Source organism: uncultured Clostridium sp. (genome assembly GCF_900547735.1).
GTDB lineage: Bacteria > Bacillota > Clostridia > Lachnospirales > Lachnospiraceae > Otoolea.
Genome location: NZ_URHZ01000016.1, coordinates 41,278 through 58,391, shown reverse-complemented (window position 1 = coordinate 58,391; position 17,114 = coordinate 41,278). Strand labels below are relative to the sequence as shown.

Genomic DNA, 17,114 nt, shown 5'->3' with positions numbered 1-17,114 from the left:
TTCCTCCCGTCAGGCCAGCCTGTAGCTGCCGCCGTCCTTTCTGATTTTTACTCCGTAAAGCTCTTCCGCCTTATCAATTGAAACCTTATGTTCAATTACATCACTCAGCACCGCCTCCGGTTTTCTCTTTTTCGGATCCCCGTAGCCGCCAGCTCCCGGCGTATGTACCGTGACAATATCACCTTTATGCAGCGGTACGTCGGTGCATTTGGAAATCAGCTTTTCCACCGTGCCGTCGGTGCGGGTGATGAAATATTCACCGCCTGCCCCCTCCATACCGCCGTAGAGTCCCCAGGGTTTATAAACCTGTCTGTCTCCCAGTCCGGTATAATTGATATTGTCGTACATCGCCTCGAAAATACGCTCGATTCCGAGGCCGCCCCTGTATTCCCCGGCTCCTCCGCTGTTCTCAATCAGCCCGTACTTGTGGACAATCAGAAGAGGAAATTCCATCTCTAGGGCCTCGATCGGAAGATTTGAGGTATTGGTCATATGTACCTGGACGCCGCTCAGGCCGTCATTTGCTCTCTGTGCTCCGGACCCTCCCGCAATGGTTTCCAGGTATACGTAGAAATGATCCGGATCCTCCGGGTCGGTTCCGCTGAAGATCGCCGAGGTACAGGAAGAGTTGCAGCCCGCCAGGGCGCGCTCCGGCACGGCAGGTCCAAGCGCTCCGAAGATAACGTCCGCGACACGCATACACGTATCGATACGCGCTCCCACGGGCGCCGGGTTTGTCGCATTGATGATGGTTCCCGGCTCCGCCTCCACGCTGAATGCCCTGTATATTCCGGCATTGGACGGGATTCCCGGATCAATCAGCGCTTTTAAGGAATAGAACACCGTGGCGAGAAGTCCGTTTTTTGTCACGTTGTTCGGTCCGTTCACCTGGGGATCGGTTCCCGCAAAGTCCAGGTGCATATCGTCCCCTTTGATGGTGACCCTGACCTGAATCCTGATTGGCTCGGGATGCCCTACGCCCGCGTCGTCCATGTAATCGGTAAATTCATACTCCCCGTCCGGCAGATTCCGGATACCGGCCCGCAGTCTTCTCTCCGCATAGTTCTGAAGCTCGTGCATGCTGTCCACCAGCAGGTCGTCATAGCGGTCGAACGCCTCGGTCAGACGTTTGGCCCCTACACGGTTCGAAGCAATCTGAGCCTGCAGATCCCCGTAACGCTCCCCGGGGATACGGCTGTTGGCCATGAGAAAACTGATGATATCGTCATTGACCTCATCATTCCGGCACACTCTGACAAGCGGAATTTTAAGTCCTTCCTGAAAAATGCTCACCGCATCGCCCGAGGTGGAACCGGCCACCTTACCGCCCACATCGCTGTGGTGGGCCAGGTTGGCTACCCAGCCAATCAGCTTTTCTCCGACAAACACCGGCTGCGTCACCGTGATGTCCGGCAGGTGGGTTCCGCCGCCGTTATACGGGTCATTTCCCATAAACATATCGCCGGGCCTTATGTCCTCCGGGGCATGTTTTTTATATACTTCCTTGATAATTCCAAGCAGGGAGCCGAGGTGCATGGCGACGTGCTCGGCCTGTGCCACCATATTTCCTTCCGGATCAAACACCGCCGTGGAAATGTCACGCCGTTCCTTGATGTTGGTGGAATAGGCGCTCTTGATTAGCGCCACTCCCATTTCTTCCGCAATGGATAAAAGAAGGTTTCCCACGATTTCCACCGTTACTGCATCAACCTGGTTTTTCATTATTTTGCACCTCCCTCATAAGTCACGATGATATTCTGGTATCCGTCCGTGTACACCTTCCAGTCCGGCGGGATTACGGAGGTGGAGTCCATCTGTTCAATGATGGCCGGTCCCATAACCGTGCAGCCCGGTTTGAAGTCGTCCCTGTTGTAAATATTGGTCGTTATGTAATCTTTCTCCCGATCAAACAGGACGTCGCGGGTGGTAAACGGCTTTGGCGGCTCCGCGTTCGGATCCACCGGCATTTCAACCAGATCCGGTTTGATGATATCTCCGATGGCGCTGACGCGGTAGTTGACCATCTGAAGCTTCATGTTTCTGTTGAAATAGCCGTAGGAACGGTTGTGTTCCTGATGGAAATTCTCGATCATTTCCTCCATCACCTCTTTTGTGAAACGGCCTTCCACCTCGATGCCAATCTCATAATTCTGTCTCTCATACCGGCACTCGATCAGGTAGGTAAAGCTTCTGTCTTTCTCCGCAACACCCTCTTTGTCGAGAAGCTCATTGCCCTCTTCGGTCAGCGTATCAAAAATATTCTGTACTTTGCCCAGGTTCTCCTCCTCCGCAATCATGACGTTGGAGCGGCTGATGTCAAACTTCGTATCGGCCATCAGAAGTCCCAGGGAGCAGAGCGTTCCCGGAGACGGCGGAAGCAGCACGGAGGTGATTCCCATATCTCTCGCCACCTCACACGCATGGAGCGGGCCTGCGCCGCCGAAGGCCATCAGTGTGAATTCCCGTGCGTCGTATCCGCGCTCCACGGACACAACACGGATGGCGCGCGTCATGTTGGAATTCACAACCGAGATAATTCCCGCTGCCGCCTGCTTCAAATCCAGGGTGGACTTGCCGCAGATATTCTCTTTGACGGCTTTTTCAGCCAGTTCCAGATCCACGTCCATCCGGCCGCCCAGAATCTTTTTCTGGTTCAGCTTGCCGAGTACGATGTTGGCATCCGTAACACAGGCTTCCGTGCCGCCGCGCATATAGCAGGCCGGTCCCGGCGTCGCTCCGGCGCTGTCGGGTCCCACCTTTAAGGCCCCTCCGGCGTCAATCCGGGCAATGGAACCGCCGCCCGCGCCTACCGTTACAATATCTATCATTGGTATTCTGGCCGGATACCCCTCCACGAGTCTCTCGTTGGACAGGGACGCCTTTCCATTTTCAATCAGGCTGACGTCGATGCTGGTGCCTCCCATATCAAAGGTGATTACCTTGTCGATGCCGCACTGCTTTCCGATATAGACGGCGCCGATGACACCGGCGCTGGGTCCCGACACGGCAGTCTTGATCGGGCAGTCGATGGTCTCCGCAATGGAGATGACGGAACCGTTGGACTGTGTCACATAGGGAGCCACGGTGATCCCGGAGTCCAGAATGGATTTTTCAAAGTTATGTACGTATTTTTCCATAACCGGTCCCAGATAGGCATTGAGCACGGTCGTGCTCATCCTGGAATACTCCCGGAATTCGGGAACCAGTTCATGGGAGGTGGAAACATAGGCCTCCGGATACTCTTCTTCTATGATTTCCCTGATTCTCACCTCATGCTCCGGGTTGATAAAGGAGAAAAGAGTGCAGACGGCAATCGTCTGAGCGCCCTGTTCTTTCAGGTAGCGCACCGCTTCGCGGACGCTGTCCTCGTTTAGCGCCGTTTTAACCGTGCCGTCGTATAAAATCCGTTCCTCCACCTCGCATTTCATGCCGTCCGGAATCAGGCTCTCGGGTTTCTGTTTTGATAAATCATAGAGGGACGGCCGTTTCTGCCAGCCGATTTCCATCAGGTCGCGGAATCCCTTTGTTGTAATCAGTCCCAGGCGCGCGCCTTTCTTTTCTATCAGGGCGTTGGTTGCAACCGTGGTTCCATGTGCCAGGTAACTCACCTGCTCCGGGCCGATGCAGTCCTCTGAGAGCACATGGAGGATGCCGTTTACAATCGCTCTCGACGGATCATCCGGCGTGGAACTGTGCTTAAAATGTTTTAATTTCCCCGTCTCTGTGTTGAATATCGAAAAGTCTGTAAACGTACCGCCGACGTCTACGCCAATCATATAACTCATATTTTCACCTCGTATTTTCGTCTTTTAAGTGCAGGAATTGTAACAGTTCAGCCATGATGCAGTATGGCCGAAGGCTGAACTGTATCAAAAATTCCTGCCGTGCCCGAATGCTCCCCGTACCAGGCAGGTCCCGGCTGCGAATGCCGCTCCGTTTTCCATTGCCGTTTTTAACTTTTTCTGATACGGTTCTCCGTCTCTGTCCGGCTTACCGCCGTCCGCTTTTTGCCCGCTCCCGTCCTCCTTTATCATGGAAAGCAGAAATGCCGTTGCAAAGGAGTCCCCTGCGCCCAGCGTATCCACCGCCTCCACCAGATGGGGCGGCTGGCTGTAGAAATCCTTGCCGTCATAAACGAGCGCTCCCCGGCTGCCCATTGTCGCCACGATAAACCGGCACCCCTTTTCATGCATATCAAGGCAGATGCGCCTGCCCTCTTCCTCTGTCACGGAACCGCAGGATAAAAATACATAAGAGGCATAGGGCGCCACCTTCGACACCAGGCCCTCGTTTACCCACTGTCCGGAAAAATCATAGGAAACGGGAACCCCGGCCCCATGGATTTTCTCAAGCTGGCCGTCCATATAGCTGTTGTTGCTGGTATGCACCAGAGCAAATGTCTTTATATATTTAAGATCCTCCTCCGTTAGTTCCAGAGGATGTTCCTTCGTAATTCCCCCTTTATTGCTTCCGAGAAAAACACGGTCCCCGTCCACCAGGGTTACCCTGGCACAGCCGTTTTCACCCTCATACCGCCTGCACCTGCCATGTTCAATTCCCAGTTCATCCAGCGTGTTTATCACGTGGTCCGCTACCTCATCCGTTCCAAACACCCCCATATAAGAGGCATCCGCGCCCAGCATTTTGGCGTAGACGGAAAAATTCAGCGCCTGTCCTCCCGGAAACATGGTCTTTAAATGTTCATATTTATCGCATACATTGTCTCCAATACCTATTACTCTCAATCTGTTCTGCCTCCGCATGCCCCATTGCCCGTGCGGCGGTGTAGCGGCGCCGCATCATTCAGGTTTCTGCCATCCGTAACCATAATTATCATGTCATTATATATCATTCCAATATGTTTATATCTTTTACTCCGGGGCAGTTTCTACTGCCCCGGATAATACTTAATTTTATGATTGGCGGTGTTTCCCCCGCGCCGGTTTCTTATTCCTCTACGTAAGTATCCTGTAATGTAAGGCCGGAAAGGTAGGTAAGGATGCCGTCCAGGTTCTGGAATCCGTGAACGTTCTTGGCTGTTGCGAATACCTGCTCCCTGAAGTTGATGAATACGAATGGTGAAAGCTCCAGCGCCCTCTCCCTGAACTGATCATAGATTTCCGCTCTTTCTTTTTCATCCAGAGTAGTTCTGCCCTTTGCAAGAAGCTCATCGATCTTGTCGTCGGCAAATCCCGGGCAGCTGTTCATCCGCACGTCTCCGCTCTCATAGTAGTTGGTCGTCCAGTCCATATCCACAATATTTCCCGTTGTTCCCGATACCATCATGTCGTAATCGCCAACGTTGGAACGCTCGATACGCGTTGCCCAGTCCGGAAGCTCCAATTCTACCTTGATACCGATTTCGGCGAGGCTGGACTGTACGCATACTGCGGTCTGCTCGTGCATTGCGTAGGTGGAGGAGGATAACAGCTTGCAGGAGAAACCGTCGGGATAACCGGCTTCCGCCAGGAGTTTCTTTGCCTTTTCAACGTCATAGGAGAAGTAGTTGTCGTATTTGCCGTCATAGCCGTTCTGGCCCACGATGGTCGGAAATCCGAAGATTGGCTCGCCGCGTCCCATAAATGCCGCGTTGATTACGTCGTCTCTCTTAATTGCGTAGGAAATAGCCTGTCTCACCTTCGGATCGGCCAGCGGGCTGCCCTCGGTGCAGTTAATCTGCAGGCACATAAACGGTGCCACCGAAACGTCCACATTAGCGTCATCGGCTCCCTCAAATGCGATAACCTCCTTGGACGGAACGTAGTCGATGATGTCCACTTCTCCCGTGCGGAGCGCATTGGCCCTCGTTGTCTCGTCTGTGTAGAAGAAGAAATCAATGTTCGGAGTCTGTACCGGAGTTCCGTACCAGCCGTCATACGCACTGACGCTGATGGAGAGGCCGTTCTCCCATCCGCCGAATGCATAAGGTCCGCATCCCATGGCTGCTGTGCTTAAATCGTTGTTGTTCGCCTCGCAGAATGCCTTTGAAACCACTGCTGCTTCGGGAAGGCAGAGGTACTCCAGGAACGGTGCGCAGGGCTGTTTCAGGACAATTTCCACCGTCTTTTCATCCGGTGCATTTACATGGTCCACTACCGAGCGGAAATCGCTTCCGAATGTGGCCGCCACGGATTCGTCCATGACACGCTCCACGGAAAACTTCACGTCCCCGGCCGTAACCGGTGAACCGTCGTGGAAGGTGGCATCCTTTAATACAAAGGTATAGGTCAGCCCGTCGTCCGATACGGTATAGGAATCGGCCACGTCTGCGGCAATGCCGGAATCTGCCGTATAAGTCATAAGTCCGCGGTAAATCTGCTGCTTAATCAGCCTTGTCGCCTGTCCCGACTGAAGATGGGGATCCAGGGTTGCCGGCTCGGCGCTGATTCCCACGTTTAAGGTATCGCGTTTGTTACCCGTTCCGGCGCCTGCCGCTTCTTCGGTTCCTGACGCTGCACCGCCTTCCTCCTTTGTTGCAGGCTGTGTGTCCCCGCCCGTCTGAGAACTGCCGCAGGCCGTCAACACTACGGATGCCGCCAGGGCGGCCGCCAATGTAAGCGCTACTTTTTTCAAACCTCTTTTTTTCATGAAATTTCCTCCTTTTTTATAGTTAACGGTACCCGGCGCTGTATTTTCTCTGTCACCCGGCGCCAGCCATTAAAAACTGTTGTTAAGCTTCGGATCCAGAATATCTCTTATGGCATCGCCCATCAGGTTCACCGCCAGGATGGTCAGGCACAGACAGAGCGCAGGCCAGAACAGATACATAACATTGACATTCAGATATCCCCTTGCCGAACCGATCATCTGGCCCCAGGAAGGTGTGGGCGGCAGAACGCCCAGTCCCAGGAAGCTGAGTCCCGATTCCAAAAGGATCGCATTGGAGATCGTCGTGCTCACCTGGACAATCAGAACCGATATTATGTTCGGGAAAATTGCCTTTCTCATGATGGCCGCCGGTGTGGCACCAATGGATAAATCGCTCTCCACATACTCCATTTTTCTGACCTGGAGCGTGGAAGAGTAGGCAATACGTGAAAAGTGCGGTATGTACAGAATCCCGATTACCAGCATCAGATTGATGACTCCGGCTCCCCAAAGGCCCGCGATAATCATAGCCAGCAGGATGGGCGGAAAACAGAGAATGATGTCAATTCCCCTCATAATGACCGTTCCGATTTTGCCTTCCAGGTAACCGGCCGCGACTCCCAGGACGGTTCCGCCGGCAAAGGCGATGGCCGTTCCCCCGAGCGCCACCATCATGGACGGCCTGATTCCCAGTATCAGACGGGTCAGGATACACCGTCCGTACTCATCGGTTCCCAGCGGATATTTAACCGATGAGTTCTGCAGCATGTTGGCCGTATCCAGCGCGTAGGGATCATTGGGTATCAGGAGATTGCCGAATATCATGACAATAATCAGAGGGACCAGAATAATAAAGCCGACAGCAAACTTTTTATTGCTGAAACATTTCTTAAACATTGTATCCCTCCTATCTGACTCTTGGGTCAAGAATTCCGTATATTATGTCAACCATCATATTCGTAAATATGTAAACTACGGAGATCAGCAGTACGCACCCCTGAATCAGGGGATAATCACGGTGGTTGATGGCCTTTACCAGAAGGGACGCCACTCCCGGCCAGTTAAACACGGTCTCACAGAGGACGGTTCCGCCGATCAGGTTCCCCAACTGGAGGCCGATGATTGTGATGACGGGAATCATTGCATTCCTGATTACGTGTTTTCTGATCACCTTTCCGTTTGAAAGTCCCTTGGCCCGCAGCGGCCTGACGGATTCCGCGGCCATTGCGTCCAGCATGGAGGAACGCGTTGTCCTCATGATGGAAGCGGCGACTCCCAGGGCCAGCGTAATGGCCGGAAGTATGATTTTCTGTATATGCAGGCCCGGATTTTTTGAAAATGCGGTAAATCCGCTGGCGGGCAGCTTCGCTATCGGCAGGTTGAAAATATTCAGGGCGAAGATTACCACCAGCAGATATCCCAGAACATAAACCGGTACCGATGTACCCACCGATGCCATCGTCGTCAGCGCAAGATCGGAGAATTTTCCCCTCCGCACCGCGGCAATAATGCCAAACGGAATTCCTACCAGACAGGCCAGCACAAGCGATACAAAGGCCAGTTCCAGTGTTCTCGGAAAACGGGAAGCGATCGCCTGTACGACCGGGATTTTCTCTGAATATGATTTCCCCAAGTCAAGATGGATAATTCCTTTTAAATAATTGGCGTACTGAACCAGGATTGGCTGATCCAGCCCCAGTTCCGTACGGATTTTTTCAACGGTGACCGGATCCGGGTTGCTGTCCACTCCCAGCATCGTCAGAACGGGATCGCCGGGCATCATATGTACAAATGCAAATACAAGTGTGGTCACGATGAACAGTAAAAGCGCCGATATGGCCAGTCTTTTTGCTATAAATTTAAACATGAGCGCCGCCCCCTTTCCCGGCCAGAAAACAGGCTGCATAGTGTCCCGGCTTTATCTGCACAAGTTCCGGCCGCTCCGTCCGGCACCGTTCCTCCACGAAGGGACATCGGGTACAGAACCGGCAGCCCTCCGGTGGGTTCACCGGACTTGGAATATCCCCGTTTAAAATAATTCTTTCTTTTTTCTGTGTTGTCTTTGCTTCGGGAATTGCCGAGAGCAGGGCTTTTGTATAGGGATGGGCGGCATTTTCATAAATCTCATCGCTGTCCGCCAGTTCCACTATCACCCCAAGATACATGACGGCAATTCTGTCCGCCATGAATTTTACGACGGATAAATTATGTGAAATGAACAGATACGTCAGTTCAAATTCTTTCTGAAGATCCTTTAAAAGGTTTAAAACCTGTGACTGGATTGATACATCCAAAGCGGAGACGGGTTCGTCGCAGATAATCAGTTCCGGATTGCCGGCCAGAGCCCTTGCAATCCCGATCCTCTGCCTTTGTCCTCCTGAGAATTCATGGGGGTAGCGGTTCAGCCATTCCCTGTTAAGCCCCACCATGTCCATCAGCCTGAGAACCTCATTTTCAATCTCACCGTCCGGCACCGCATGATGGATTTTCAGCGGCGCGCCGATAATGTCCTTCACCCTCTCCCTGGGATTCAGGGAACCGTACGGCTTCTGGAAAATCATTCTCATCTTCCGCCGTATTTTTTCCATCTTCCTGCCTTTTAAGCCAGTTATATCTTCTCCGTTAAATGTAATCGTTCCCCCATCGGCGGGAACCAGATTCAGAATCGTCCTGGACAGGGTGCTCTTTCCGCATCCCGACTCTCCTACCAGGCCGAACGTCTCTCCCTTTTTTATCTCGAAACAGACGTCATCCACCGCATGGACCGTGCCTTTGCCCCCGGAGAACATCTTGGCCTTGACGGGAAAATACTTTTTCAGGTGGTCGATTTTCAGAATTACATCACTCATGGGCCAGACCTCCCTTCGCAATTTCCTCCGCCCTGTGGCATCTGACAAAATGTTTCTCGTTTAGTTCTATAAACGGCGGTTCTTTCTCCCTGCACTCATCGAGCGCCAGAGGACACCGCGTACAGAAACGGCATCCGGGAGGGAAATTCCTGATGTCGGGCACCATTCCCTGAATGCTGTAGAGCCGCTCCTCCTTTGTATCCAGCTGGGGAATCGAACGGATCAGGCCATGGGTGTAAGGATGGCAGGGAGAATTGAAAATCACCTCTTTCGGCGCAATCTCCATGGATTTCCCCGCATACATCACCACGATATCGTCCGCCACGTCGGCCACCACCCCCAGGTCGTGGGTGATGAGGACGGTTCCCATATCGTATTCCTTCTGGATCTTTTTGAGCAGTTCCATAATCTGGGCCTGCACCGTCACGTCGAGGGCCGTCGTAGGTTCATCGGCAAACAGCAGTTTCGGATTGCAGCTAAGGGCAATCGCTATCATAACCCTCTGGCACATGCCGCCCGACAGCTCGAACGGATAGGAACGGTACACGCGCTCCGAATTGGGAATCCCCACGTCCTCCAGCAGGGCGAGCGCCTTCTTCTTCGCCTCGTCCTTTGACATTTTTTTATGTGTCCGGATCGCCTCGATAATCTGATCGCCGACCGTGTAAATCTGATCTAACGACATGACGGGATCCTGAAAAATCATGGCCATCTCATTACCCCTGAGATTCTGCATTTCTTTTTCACTCAATTCCAGAAGGTTTTTCCCGTCAAACAAAATCTCACCTTCCGCCACCCTCCCCTGGTTTGGGAGTAAGCCCAGCACGGAGAGGGACGCCATCGTCTTTCCGCTTCCGCTTTCCCCGACTATTCCAAGAGTCTTTCCCCGCTCTACCGAAAAGGTAAGACCTTCTACTGCGGCAAATGATGACTTCTTATTCTGAAACACCATTTTAAGATTATTAACTTTCAGTAAAACTTCTCCCATCCGCTCTCACTCTCTTCTCTTTACTCTGCACCGTTCCGGTGCCGTCTTTCTGCATCCCGGCTGCCGTTTCCATTGATCCACGTTCCCACCGCAGCTTTACCCCGATTGCGTATAATATTTTGCAAGTTATTATGTATCATTATATAATATGTTGACTCAAAACGATAACCTGCGCGCTCTGCGCACAGGTCACTGTCCCCAACAACGAAAAACCTGCTCTTCAAACTTTTCATTGTCGGTTGCTCGCCCGCTAAACGGACTCTATGCCGACCCTGTCTGCTCCGGCATTACAGCGGACGCTTTTGTCCAGCTCATTATATAACATTACAGAATGTTATTCTCTATTGAAAATAGTATCATCTTGTAAAATTCTTGTCAAGATATTTGAAAACTTTTTATCACTATCTTCTCATGATGAAAACAGTCGTTTTTCTTCCAGTCTATTTCACAAATGTATTTTATTTCGTTAGATTTCTGACAATAACTGATATCTGGATAGCCGCCTTTATCCTCAAAGCATAATGACTCGTCCCAGGTTTTCCATTTATCCCTTGATAAATGGAGGGTAAAGTTCCTCCGTGAACCGGGTGAAGGTCCATCTGATTCGTTAAAAAAAACACAATTTGTCAGCGTCAGCGGTCCCCCGTCGTCTTCTCCGCCTCTGCCAGAGCCTCATCAATACATCCGAAGAAATTATCTTCCCCGGCCTCCTGGCAGAAGCCGGCTTTCCTCATTACCCTCATCGGCTGCTCATTGACGTGTGACAGCATCAGTCTGATCCCTTTCTCCCGGCACACCCGGTTTAATTTTCTCAGGCTGTTCAGCGCCGTAATATCCATGGCCGGAACACTCCTCATTCTCAGAATCATAACTTTCTTTTCCTCGTGGAACGGCACTTCCAGAATCTTGTCCGCCGCGGCAAAGAACATCGGCCCTGTAATCTCAAATACCATTGTATGGCCGGGAACCGGTTTTAAGTCCCTGGTGTCTTTTCCTTCCTCATACTCATCCAGGTAGGTCCATTCCTGTACATCGGCCACATCGGCCATCCTGCTCAGGAAAAGAAGGGATGCCAGTATCAGGCCGACCGCGATGGCAACCACCAGATCAAATACCACCGTGAGGGAAAATGTCAGGACCAGCACCACCACATCGCTCTTCGGCGAAGTCTTAGCAATCTCGGCAAAGGTGCGCCAGCCGCTCATATTATAGGCCACCATGAACAGAATTGCCGCAATAGCAGGCATTGGGATCAGCGCCGCATACGGCATCAGAAGCAGCAGCGTCAGAAGCAGGACTACTGCATGAACCATGCCCGCGACAGGGGAACTTCCCCCGTTTTTAATATTGGCCGCCGTCCTTGCAATGGCGCCCGTCGCCGGGATGCCTCCAAAGAGGGCGGAACCGATATTTCCCAGTCCCTGTGCAACGAGTTCCATGTTGGAGTTATGTTTGCTGCCGATCATGCCGTCCGCCACCACACAGGAGAGCAGGGATTCGATCGCGGCCAGAATTGCGATGGTAAATGCATCCGGCAGAACGGTTTTCACGGTTCCGTATGTAACCTCGGGGAGGTGGAAGGCTGGAAAGGAGGAAGAAATCGTATAGAGATCCCCAATCGTATTGACCTTAAGCGCCAGACCCTTAACAAGCACTGCCGATACCAGCACCGCTATCAGGGACGGCGGCAGCTTTTTATTAAACTTCGGCCACACAACCAGTATGGCGAGGGCAATCAGCCCCACTCCAAGCGCCTGCAGATTTGCAGTACCGATGCAGGTAATCACCTGCTCCAGTTTTTCCATGGTCTCCAGCGGTGTCTTTTCAAAAGTCAGCCCCAGAAAATCTTTAATCTGCCCTATGACGATCGTCACTGCAATACCCGCCGTAAAACCGGTCGTGATCGTGAAGGGAATAAACTTAATCATGCTGCCCAGCCGGAGAAGTCCCATGGCAACCAGAAGAATACCGGCAATCACGGTTGCGATAATCAGTCCGTCCATCCCGTTGCGGGCCACGATTCCGGCTACGATGGATGCAAATGCGGCCGTCGGTCCGGCAATCTGTACCTTGCTGCCGCCGAAGAATGATATGATGAATCCTGCGATAATCGCCGTATAAAGTCCCTGTTCCGGCGTGACCCCCGAGGCCAGCGCAAGGGCAATAGAAAGCGGCAGCGCAATAATCGCAACGATAACGCCTGCCGTCAGATCCCCGGCCAACTGTTTGCCGGAATAGCCTTTCGTGGATAAAAAGAATTGTGGTTTCAGCTCTTTCATAATCAATAAAACACCCCTTAAATAGTAATTCTCCGCAGAACTGTTAAAATCCTGCAAAGATATATCCATCTTACACTCTCTTTCCATGAGGATACAAGTTCTTTTTTAAGTACTTTGTTTATTGTATACATATTTTACATGTAATTTACATTTTCTAGAACAGAGAGTTCCGCTTGCGGAACTCTTGCGCTGCCGCGCGGTTGCTTCTGCAGCCATTTACCTCTGCGCGGCATGTGCATCCTCGCGGAGCGTTTTTGATTCATAGGACGTAATTTCCTATGAATCAAAAAAACCTGTACAGGCGATGACTGCCCATACAGGTTTCCCATTTTTATTTTTTCTTTTATTTTATACCGTCCGCATTACTGTGCTGCAGGCATTTCCACTTCTGTGTATCCTTCCGTATCAGGCAGTTCCACTGTAACTTCCTGTCCCGGATTGTTTACTTTACCGGTCAGATCCATTACCATGGTAACGGCTTCGCCCTGAAGATCCATGTCTACGGTCATCTTCATTGTCATGTCTGTATAGTAGCCGTCTTTGTTAACCGTATAAGTTCCGCTGGCTTCCTTGAATGACATCTGTGTGTCGCCCATAGCGCCCATTCCGCTCATGCTGCCCATAACGTCGGTTAAGTACTCGTTCATCTTCTCAGGATCTGCGGTGAAAGTCAGGATTGTGTTGTCTCCCTCTTTCGCCATTGTAAGATCTTTAAGCTGCTCGGACTGAAGGTTTGTGCTCTCCGTGCTCTGTTTTACGGATTCCATAAGCGCTGTCAGATCCATTGGATATTTGATCTTCTGTCCCATGCTGTCCATGTAGTAATATCCGTCTTTATAGAAGATAGTTGCATCCAGGGTCTGGCCCATCAGGGAAGTCTTTGTCTCAGCCAGATACTGCATGGTATCCTTGCTGATATCGCTCATCTTCATCTTCATATCCACGGTTACGTCGATATTCTCTTCTCCCTGTGTCATGGTCATCTTCATTGTTGTATCCATGTCCATGGAAGTCAGTTCTGAATTCTTTTTCACTGCTGTGTCAAAAACCTCTTTCGGGTCTGCTTTCTTTGCGCAGGCTGTCATGGAAAATACCATCATGGTAGACAGGATCACTGCTGCTGTTCTGATCATTTTTTTCATAGTGTTACTCCTTTTTTCCTCTTTCTTTATACTTCTCACTGTAATACTAAATTGTTTACCAAAAAGTATACTAGGAGTATAGCATTTATTTATGTGTCGGACAATTGTCTATATTTACCATTTAATTAATATTTTGCGTCATTTTTATTACAATATTGTCTTTACGGGAGATTCCTTCCCGGTAAAATTGTCTCCGGGTGAAGGACACCTGCGGAAAGGATGACAGCTCCCTCTTTGTTGTCTTGAATTATTTTTTCACTTCAGTTATCATAAAATACAGAAACCATCTTACAAACCGATTTAAAGGAGTCTGATTATGCCTTTTGTTTCACTGATTATTCCCGTATACAATGCGGAAAAATACCTTCGCCGATGCCTGGACAGCGCAATGCAGCAGACTTTTCAGGACATGGAAATCATCCTGGTCAACGACGGCAGCGAGGATACCAGCCTGGAGATCTGCCGGGAATACGAAGAACTGGACAGCCGGTTCCGGATTATCGACAAAGAGAATACCGGCGTATCGGACAGCCGCAACCAGGCCATTTCGGCCGCCGTCGGAACCTATCTGCAATTCATGGACAGTGACGACTGGATAACTCCGGATGCAACGGAAAGCTTTGTCCATGCGGCGAAAAAATACGACTGTGATCTGGTCATTGCGGATTTCTACCGTGTAGACAAAGCCGTCTTCACCGAAAAGCAGCATATTCGGGAACGGGGCCTGTTAAGCCGGGAGACGTATGCGGAATATATGATGCAGGACCCTGCGGATTTCTATTACGGAGTGCTCTGGAATAAATTATACCGGCGCAGCATTATTGAGACACACCGTCTGAAAATGGAGGAAAAACTCCAATGGTGTGAGGATTTTCTGTTCAATCTCAGCTTTATCCGGTACGCCGAACGTTTTACCGCAATCCAGACGCCGATTTATTACTACATGAAGCGGAAAGGGAGCCTTGTCAGCACAGACTGGAAAAAGGCCAATGCGCTGCTGCTCAAATTCTATCTGCTGAAAGTTTATAAAGAACTGTATCAGAGCATGAACCTGTACGAGGAAAATAAGCTGCGCATCAATGCATTCGTGGTGGCCTTTGCCAAGGACGGAGGTGTGGCGGCCCCCCTGAGCCGGCGCAGGCAGAGGCTGGGCGAGGAAATATATATTGAAGACGAACTTCCTCCCGGATACGTCCGGGTATCTCACCCCTTCGAGCCGGTATATGATGAAAACTCCCGTATTTTAATCCTCGGCAGTTTTCCATCCGTCAAATCCAGGGAAACGAATTTTTACTACGGACGCCCCCAGAACCGTTTCTGGAGACTGATCGCCCGCCTGACCGGAGAACCGGTTCCCGAAACCATCGAGGAGAAAAAAGCTTTGCTGCTGCGCCATGGAATCGCGGTATGGGATGTGGTTGCCGTCTGCGATATCAAGGGGTCCAGCGACAAGAACATCCGCAATATCATTCCGACGGATATCAACCGGATCCTGCGCTCGGCAAACATTGAAAAAATCATAGCCAACGGCGACTCCGCCTTTCATCTTTACCGGAAATACTGCCAGGAACAGACCGGAAGAGAGGCGGTTAAATGCCCCTCCACCAGCCCGGCCAATGCATTGTTTACACTGGAGCGGCTGAAGGAAGAGTGGGAGAAGGCGCTTAAGTAACAGCGAAGCCCTGATACAACCGCTATCGTGTATTTTCATAGGCATTTTTATTGATCCTGCCGTATAAATTTGTTATAGTGTAAGTATCAGGAAATAAAGTGATAAAGGCCATTAATACCAGTTAATACGGCGATACATTCTACAAATTCAGAAAACAGAGCCGGTAATATCCGGTCCTCATGGCCGTCACTAAGGAGGAAAGAGTATGAAATGTCAACGATGCGGTACAGAATTTGAGGGGCGTTACTGTCCCAACTGCGGAGAAGCAGTGGGCGCCGCGCCGCCTGTGAATGACCGGGAGAACCGGGAAGTTCCCCCGATTGAACCGGCGCCGATGTCCGGAAAGTATTATGAAACAAGGGCACAAGTCAAAGAACCGTTTCTCGCCAAAACGTGGTTCGTCCTTCTGATGCTCCTGTTCTGCTGTTTCCCATTCGGCCTATTCCTTATGTGGAAATACAAAAAATTCAATAAACCGGCGAGAGTAATTCTTACCGCAGTCTTATGCATCTGCTATATGTGGAGTATTGCAAATATGCTTGCGTTCTCAAAGGTTCCTTCCATACCGTCGTCTCCATCGGCGCAGACTGCCAAAACGGCCGCGGAGGCCAGGGAAACCAAAGCGCAAAAATCGGAGCCGGAAACGGTCAAAGCCCCGGAAGCAGGGAAAAAAGCCGAACCTGCGGAGGATACTAAAGTTCCTTCCGAGTATAAATCGGCGTTAAAGAAAGCCCAGAGCTACAGCAGTATCATGCATATGTCCAAGGCAGGCATCTATGATCAGCTGACATCGGAATACGGTGAACAGTTTACTGCCGAGGCGGCACAATATGCCATCGATAACATGGAGGCCGACTGGAATGCAAATGCCCTTGAAAAGGCAAAATCATACAGTGACACATTGTATATGTCTAAAATAGGTATCTATGATCAGCTGACCTCCGAATACGGTGACCGTTTTACCTCCGATGAGGCACAGTACGCAGTTGATAATGCCGACATTGACTGGAACCGGAACGCACTGGAGAAGGCAAAATCCTATCAGTCCACAATGAATATGTCACCCGCCGCCATTCGCGACCAGCTCATTTCCGAGTATGGAGAAAAATTTACCAGGGAACAGGCGGATTATGCTATTGCAAATCTTAATTGATTCTTTTTAAAGGAAATACAAAAGGCCGGTTTCCGGGGAGCTTTGATGTGCTCCCGGAGAACGGCCTTTCTGCTTTTTATGAAAGGACAAAGAATCCCGCGAGCGTGATTCTTGCGCTACCGCGCGGTTGCTTCAGCAGCTATTTACCTCTGCGCGGCATGTGCATCCTCGCAGAGCATTTTTTGATTTATCGGACGTAATTTCCCTATGAATCAAAAAAAGTACCGCAATTACGGTACTTCTGAGAGCGCGAGACGGGATTCGAACCCGCGACCCTCGCCTTGGCAAGGCGATACTCCACCACTGAGCCACTCGCGCATAAGTTATATAAATTGTTTCTGTTCCAAGGTTTTATAATGACCTGTCAACGAGAAATATTCTATCATAACTTATGCGCTATGGCAAGTGGTTTTTGTGGATTTTTTTAAATTTTTTATTTCATT

General features: G+C 50.7%; 11 protein-coding genes, 1 tRNA gene and 1 pseudogene. 2 read left to right on the top strand and 11 right to left on the bottom strand.

Annotated elements, in window-relative coordinates:
* Window positions 1–9: 9 nt before the first annotated feature.
* From QZT18_RS07345 to QZT18_RS07300, 10 genes are all read right to left on the bottom strand, one after another.
* Window positions 10–1,722: a hydantoinase B/oxoprolinase family protein gene (locus tag QZT18_RS07345; protein WP_294146116.1), complete on the bottom strand. Its 1,713-nt coding sequence runs from the start codon at window positions 1,720–1,722 to the stop codon at window positions 10–12.
* The gene (locus tag QZT18_RS07340) at window positions 1,722–3,785 is read right to left on the bottom strand and encodes a hydantoinase/oxoprolinase family protein (protein ID WP_294146114.1); all 2,064 of its coding nucleotides are present in this window, start codon (window positions 3,783–3,785) and stop codon (window positions 1,722–1,724) included. The genes QZT18_RS07345 and QZT18_RS07340 overlap by 1 nt, the downstream gene beginning before the upstream one ends.
* A gap of 84 nt (window positions 3,786–3,869) precedes the next feature.
* Window positions 3,870–4,745 carry a fructoselysine 6-kinase gene (locus tag QZT18_RS07335; RefSeq protein WP_294146112.1) on the bottom strand — a complete coding sequence of 292 codons (876 nt, stop codon included), beginning with the start codon at window positions 4,743–4,745 and terminating at the stop codon, window positions 3,870–3,872.
* Window positions 4,746–4,947: 202 nt separating this feature from the next.
* Entirely contained in the window at window positions 4,948–6,588 is a 1,641-nt protein-coding gene (locus tag QZT18_RS07330) for an ABC transporter substrate-binding protein (RefSeq protein WP_294146107.1), read from the bottom strand.
* A 69-nt stretch (window positions 6,589–6,657) separates the two neighbouring features.
* Entirely contained in the window at window positions 6,658–7,485 is an 828-nt protein-coding gene (locus QZT18_RS07325; RefSeq protein ID WP_294146105.1) for an ABC transporter permease, read from the bottom strand.
* A gap of 10 nt (window positions 7,486–7,495) precedes the next feature.
* Window positions 7,496–8,455, bottom strand: a complete 960-nt coding sequence (locus QZT18_RS07320) for an ABC transporter permease (RefSeq protein WP_294146103.1) — start codon at window positions 8,453–8,455, stop codon at window positions 7,496–7,498.
* A complete protein-coding gene (locus tag QZT18_RS07315) occupies window positions 8,448–9,437 on the bottom strand; it encodes an ABC transporter ATP-binding protein (RefSeq protein ID WP_294146101.1) in 990 nt (329 codons plus the stop codon). Before QZT18_RS07315 ends, QZT18_RS07320 begins: the two co-directional genes overlap by 8 nt.
* Complete coding sequence (locus QZT18_RS07310) at window positions 9,430–10,425, bottom strand: ABC transporter ATP-binding protein (protein WP_294146100.1); 996 nt, start codon at window positions 10,423–10,425, stop codon at window positions 9,430–9,432. Before QZT18_RS07310 ends, QZT18_RS07315 begins: the two co-directional genes overlap by 8 nt.
* Before the next feature lie 632 nt (window positions 10,426–11,057).
* Window positions 11,058–12,704 (bottom strand): SulP family inorganic anion transporter, encoded by a 1,647-nt coding sequence (gene sulP, locus QZT18_RS07305; protein ID WP_294146156.1) that lies wholly within the window; start codon window positions 12,702–12,704, stop codon window positions 11,058–11,060.
* A 362-nt stretch (window positions 12,705–13,066) separates the two neighbouring features.
* Window positions 13,067–13,846 carry a DUF6612 family protein gene (locus QZT18_RS07300; RefSeq protein WP_294146098.1) on the bottom strand — a complete coding sequence of 260 codons (780 nt, stop codon included), beginning with the start codon at window positions 13,844–13,846 and terminating at the stop codon, window positions 13,067–13,069.
* Between the two features lie 316 nt (window positions 13,847–14,162).
* Here QZT18_RS07300 and QZT18_RS23510 point away from each other — a divergent pair, with 316 nt between their 5' ends.
* Together QZT18_RS23510 and QZT18_RS23505 are read left to right on the top strand one after the other, a co-directional pair.
* Complete coding sequence (locus tag QZT18_RS23510) at window positions 14,163–15,518, top strand: DNA-deoxyinosine glycosylase (protein WP_366925812.1); 1,356 nt, start codon at window positions 14,163–14,165, stop codon at window positions 15,516–15,518.
* 688 nt (window positions 15,519–16,206) lie between these two features.
* A pseudogene (locus QZT18_RS23505) lies at window positions 16,207–16,671 on the top strand (Ltp family lipoprotein); the annotation flags it as partial.
* A 246-nt stretch (window positions 16,672–16,917) separates the two neighbouring features.
* On the opposite strand, the gene QZT18_RS07280 reads toward QZT18_RS23505, so the two are convergent.
* Window positions 16,918–16,989 (bottom strand) — tRNA-Gly (locus tag QZT18_RS07280).
* Window positions 16,990–17,114: the final 125 nt, after the last annotated feature.

Coding starts and splice junctions, on each gene's coding strand:
- QZT18_RS07345 (WP_294146116.1), bottom strand. CDS start 1,722: ATGAAAAACCAGGTTGATGCAGTAACGGTGGAAATCGTGGGAAACCTT.
- QZT18_RS07340 (WP_294146114.1), bottom strand. CDS start 3,785: ATGAGTTATATGATTGGCGTAGACGTCGGCGGTACGTTTACAGACTTT.
- QZT18_RS07330 (WP_294146107.1), bottom strand. CDS start 6,588: ATGAAAAAAAGAGGTTTGAAAAAAGTAGCGCTTACATTGGCGGCCGCC.
- QZT18_RS07325 (WP_294146105.1), bottom strand. CDS start 7,485: ATGTTTAAGAAATGTTTCAGCAATAAAAAGTTTGCTGTCGGCTTTATT.
- QZT18_RS07320 (WP_294146103.1), bottom strand. CDS start 8,455: ATGTTTAAATTTATAGCAAAAAGACTGGCCATATCGGCGCTTTTACTG.
- QZT18_RS07315 (WP_294146101.1), bottom strand. CDS start 9,437: ATGAGTGATGTAATTCTGAAAATCGACCACCTGAAAAAGTATTTTCCC.
- QZT18_RS07310 (WP_294146100.1), bottom strand. CDS start 10,425: ATGGGAGAAGTTTTACTGAAAGTTAATAATCTTAAAATGGTGTTTCAG.
- sulP (WP_294146156.1), bottom strand. CDS start 12,704: ATGAAAGAGCTGAAACCACAATTCTTTTTATCCACGAAAGGCTATTCC.
- QZT18_RS07300 (WP_294146098.1), bottom strand. CDS start 13,846: ATGAAAAAAATGATCAGAACAGCAGCAGTGATCCTGTCTACCATGATG.
- QZT18_RS23510 (WP_366925812.1), top strand. CDS start 14,163: ATGCCTTTTGTTTCACTGATTATTCCCGTATACAATGCGGAAAAATAC.